The organism is Micromonospora sp. 4G55 (assembly GCF_016803375.1).
On sequence record NZ_JAEVHN010000581.1, the window covers coordinates 1 to 3,857 of the forward strand.

A 3,857-nucleotide genomic window follows, 5' to 3' on the forward strand; every position below is an offset into this window, starting at 1 on the left:
CGGCCTGGAGGAGGTACGCGTCGTCGCCACCGAGACCGATGCCGCCGCGCTGGGGCGGCTCGCCGACGGACGGCCGATCGTGCTGGTCGGGCGGCACCTGCACCGGCTGCCCGGCGGCGCCGAACTGGTCGACGCGCTGGCCGCCGCGTACCCGGTGACCGTGGTCGAGATGGGCTGGCCGGGGCGCTGGCGGCCGACCGGCGTACGCGCCTTCGTCACCACCTACGGGGCGAGCCACGCCAACGGTCGGGCGGCGGCGGAGGCGCTGGGGCTGATCGGCTGAGGCCTGGTTGCGGCGCTGCCGCCGGCCAACGATGGCCGGGGGTCTACGCCCCGCCGGCCGGCGGGGCCGAGGGGCCTAGGCGACGGGGGCGTCGGGGTCGACGGCGGGCGGGTTCTGGCGCCGGGGGGTGAGCCCGACCAGGCTGTCGACGCCGGTGATCCGCAGCACCCGGGCAACCACCGGCTGCGGGTCGACCACCCGCAGGCTGGCGCCCCGACCGACGGCCTCGGCGGCCCCGCGCAGCAGGGCGGCGACGCCGGTCGAGTCCAGGAAGGGCACCTCGGCGAGGTCCACGACGAGCTCCACCGTGTCCGGCAGGTCGAGGGCGGCGTCCAGGGCGTCCTGCACCACGGCGGCGGTGGCGATGTCCAGGTCCCCGACGGGCCGCAGGACGATCCGCCCGCCGTCCTCGTGCCGCCTGTCCACCCGCATGTCCCGCTCCTCGCCGAGCTGCCGCCGTCGCGGCACGACGATACCCGCCGCGCGGCGCGAGGGCCGGGGCCGCGGTCCGCCGCCCGCCCACCCCGCACGCTCCGTCACCATCGCCGTCCACCGGGTCGACGACTCTTGCCGCAGCTCAAGTCCACTACCGGACACGCCGAAACGGTCGGTTACCTCTTGCTCACGGGCCGATCCGTACGTAGCGTCACCATCAACGGGACCGATCGGCACACGGAGGGCCTGGGGGAAGGCTGCGGACCGTGGATTCGGCCCGGAATCCACGGTCCGCGCCCTGCCACCACGACGCGGCGCGGTCGGCGCGGCGCCACACCCGCGCGGCCGGTCACCGGGGATAGACGCCGTACGATCGCCAGCCCCGGTCCGGGAAGCCGGCCGCCTCCGCCACCCGGGCCGACGCGAGGTTGGCCGGGTCGTGCCGGTACGTCGGGACGGCGCCCTCGTCGAGCACCCGCCGGGCGGCCTGGGCGACCAGCCGGCGAGCCAGGCCCCGGCCACGCGCGGCCGGCGTCGTCCCCACCGCCAGCTCGTGTCCGTGCTGGTCGTGTCGCTTGATCCCGACACCGGCGAGGTAGCCACCGTCGGTGTTCCGGACCACCAGCACCTCCCGGTCGAACAGCCGCAGCCAGGGAGGGAACGCCGGGTCGGTCGGCGGGACCCAGCGCCCCACCTCGGGCAGCGGGGCCGGGTCCAGGCACCACCGGAAGACGTCGTCGGCCAGCATCCAGTCCGGTTGGCCGACGGCGGCGGGCAGCGCCGCGAGCAATTCGGCCTCCGGCCCGCGGGCCAGCGCGCGGATCGCCTCCACCCGCTCGGGCGGCACCGAGAGCACGGTGCTGCCGGCGGCCTGGACGGCGATCGCCGGTCGCAGCCGCCCGTCCCAGGCCGGTCGCCCGCGCCGGCGGGAGCCGACGACGTGCAGGCCGGGGCCGGCCGGCCACTGGCCCAGCCAGGTGACCAGGTGCAGGTAGAGCCGGCGGTCGAGCACCGGAACACCTCCCTCGCCCGCTCGGGTACGACCACCTCGTCGTGATCACCGTACGCCGTGCCGGCGGGGCCGACCTCCCGTTGCGCTCGACGCGGGCCGGTTGACGGCCTGGCCGCCCGGGTAGACGTACCGGGCAAGGCCGATGCCCGGGAACCCGAGACATCGATCGAGCGTCATATTCATTTCCATACATGTACAACTTCTTTTGGGACGGTAATGGTCATGCCGAATCAGCCGAATGACCGGTACCAGCAGGACACCGCGAGGATCTGGCGGGCGGCCGAGGCCGCCGGCAGATTTCCGGCCCAACCGCCGTACCGGGAGGCGCGGACCGGGCGCGGGGTCAACGCCGCGCTCTCCTGGGGCGACCTCAACAGCCTTCCCGCGGGCGTCTCCTCCCGCCGCGGCCTCACCGCCCGCTGACCGCGCCGGAGAAAGCGGCGACACACCCGGGGCGTCCAGCCGGGGCTTTCGCACACCTGTCGGGTAGCGTCTTGTGGTCCGAAACTCGGCCTACGACAGGAGAAGCTCCGCGCATGGGCAAGAAGACGATCCACGTCTCCGACTTCAGTGGCACGGTACTGCGGGACGACGACGAGGTGGTCAGGGTCGTCGTGCTGGAGCACCCTGACCTGGTGGCCGGGCCCGTGCAGCTGGACGCCACCCCGATCGAGGTGGAGAGCATCGACGACGCGGCGCTGGACGTGGCGGTGGTGGAGATCCACGACCGGCACGGCGGCGGCGAGCCGCGCCGGGTGGTGCTGACCGCCAGCGAGTTCGACGCGATGGCCACCGACGTACCGATGGCCCAACTGCTGCGCACCGCTGAGCGGGTACGCCCGCCGAAGGCGCGCAAGAGCGCGGAAAAGATCGACTACGGCACCATCGAGCACGCCGGCCGGCCGCACCGTGGCCGGGTCACCGAGGAGGAGGCCCGACTGGTCCGCGAGCAGCTGGACGAGGTGAACAAGCGCCTCGCCGACGCCGGCATCCGGCAGGTCGACCCGACCGACCCGGAGCACGCCGCCCGCTACGGCTTCCCCGTCGCCGTCGCCTGACCCCGTACCCGTCGATGGCCGGGGCGTCCCCCCCGTGGCGCGCCCCGGCCACCGACGGACCGTCACCGCCTCCGCGCCGGCCGGGTGCGACGGCGGGACGGTCCACCTGGAACTCTGCCGACATTCAAGGGGCGGGAACTCCCCGGTGCGGGGGACATCGGGTCCCCCGCGAGGGTCACCGGTACAGCGCCAGGGCGGCCATGATCCGTTCCTCGACACCCTCCTTGCCCAGCCCCAGCCCGGAGAGCACGCCCGAGCCGTCCTCCAGCTCCAGCAGGGCGAGCAGGATGTGCTCGGTGCCGATGTAGTTGTGCCCGAGGCGCAGCGCCTCCCGGAAGGTCAGTTCGAGGGCCTTCTTGCCCTGCGCGTCGTACGGGATCAGGTCGGGCACCTGGTCGGCCGGGGGCGGCAGCGCCGCCGTCGCCGCCTGCCGCACGGCGTCCAGCGATACGCCCTCCTCGATGATCGCCTTGGCGGCCAGCGCCTCCGGCTCGGCCAGCAGCCCCAGCACCAGGTGCTCGGCGCGAATCTCCGCGTGCCCGGTGGCCCGAGCCTCGTTCTGCGAGGCCATCACGACGTTGCGGGCCCGCGGGGTGAAGCGGCCGAAGCCGGCGCTCGGGTCGAGGGCGGCGGCCGCGTCGACCTTCGCGGCGGAGCGCTTCTGGGCGGCCTGCTTGCTGACCCCCATGCTCTTGCCGATCTCGGTCCACGAGGCACCGGAGCGCCGGGCCTGGTCCACGAAGTGGCCGATCAGGTGGTCGGCCAGCTCGCCCAGGTGATCGGCCGCGATGACCGCGTCGCTGAGCTGGTCGAGCGCGTCGGGATGGGCCTTCTTGATGGCCTGGATGAGGTCGTCGAGGCGTACCGGGTTGCTCATCTGGATGGGATCCGTCATGCGTCAACCATAGGTTGACGAAGCCTCGTCGTCAACGACAAGTTGACGATCTCCCGCCGATCTGAGGACGCGGAGGCCGCGGTACCGGGTTGCTCATCTGGATGGGATCCGTCATGCGTCAACCATAGGTTGACGAAGCCTCGTCTCAACGACAAGTTGACGATCTCCCGCCGA

At 73.5% G+C, this 3,857-nt stretch carries 5 protein-coding genes and 1 pseudogene; 3 read left to right on the top strand and 3 right to left on the bottom strand.

The features are described 5' to 3' along the window. Positions 1–283 (top strand): annotated as a pseudogene (locus tag JNW89_RS30285) (glycoside hydrolase family 3 protein); the annotation flags it as partial. 75 nt (positions 284–358) lie between these two features. Here the strand turns inward: JNW89_RS30285 and JNW89_RS30290 are convergent. Both JNW89_RS30290 and JNW89_RS30295 read right to left on the bottom strand, forming a co-directional pair. After that, positions 359–751, bottom strand: a complete 393-nt coding sequence (locus JNW89_RS30290) for an STAS domain-containing protein (RefSeq protein ID WP_238451679.1) — start codon at positions 749–751, stop codon at positions 359–361. A 316-nt stretch (positions 752–1,067) separates the two neighbouring features. Then, positions 1,068–1,730: a GNAT family N-acetyltransferase gene (locus JNW89_RS30295; protein ID WP_238451680.1), complete on the bottom strand. Its 663-nt coding sequence runs from the start codon at positions 1,728–1,730 to the stop codon at positions 1,068–1,070. 222 nt (positions 1,731–1,952) lie between these two features. Here JNW89_RS30295 and JNW89_RS30300 point away from each other — a divergent pair, with 222 nt between their 5' ends. Together JNW89_RS30300 and JNW89_RS30305 are read left to right on the top strand one after the other, a co-directional pair. Further along, a complete protein-coding gene (locus tag JNW89_RS30300) occupies positions 1,953–2,153 on the top strand; it encodes a DNA repair protein (protein WP_154943277.1) in 201 nt (66 codons plus the stop codon). A gap of 113 nt (positions 2,154–2,266) precedes the next feature. Further along, on the top strand, positions 2,267–2,788 hold the full coding sequence (locus JNW89_RS30305) for a hypothetical protein (RefSeq protein ID WP_238451681.1): 522 nt from the start codon (positions 2,267–2,269) through the stop codon (positions 2,786–2,788). Between the two features lie 175 nt (positions 2,789–2,963). Here the strand turns inward: JNW89_RS30305 and JNW89_RS30310 are convergent, their stop codons facing one another. Then, positions 2,964–3,683 carry a Clp protease N-terminal domain-containing protein gene (locus JNW89_RS30310; protein WP_238451682.1) on the bottom strand — a complete coding sequence of 240 codons (720 nt, stop codon included), beginning with the start codon at positions 3,681–3,683 and terminating at the stop codon, positions 2,964–2,966. Positions 3,684–3,857: the final 174 nt, after the last annotated feature.

Coding starts and splice junctions, on each gene's coding strand:
- JNW89_RS30300 (WP_154943277.1), top strand. CDS start 1,953: ATGCCGAATCAGCCGAATGACCGGTACCAGCAGGACACCGCGAGGATC.
- JNW89_RS30305 (WP_238451681.1), top strand. CDS start 2,267: ATGGGCAAGAAGACGATCCACGTCTCCGACTTCAGTGGCACGGTACTG.
- JNW89_RS30310 (WP_238451682.1), bottom strand. CDS start 3,683: ATGACGGATCCCATCCAGATGAGCAACCCGGTACGCCTCGACGACCTC.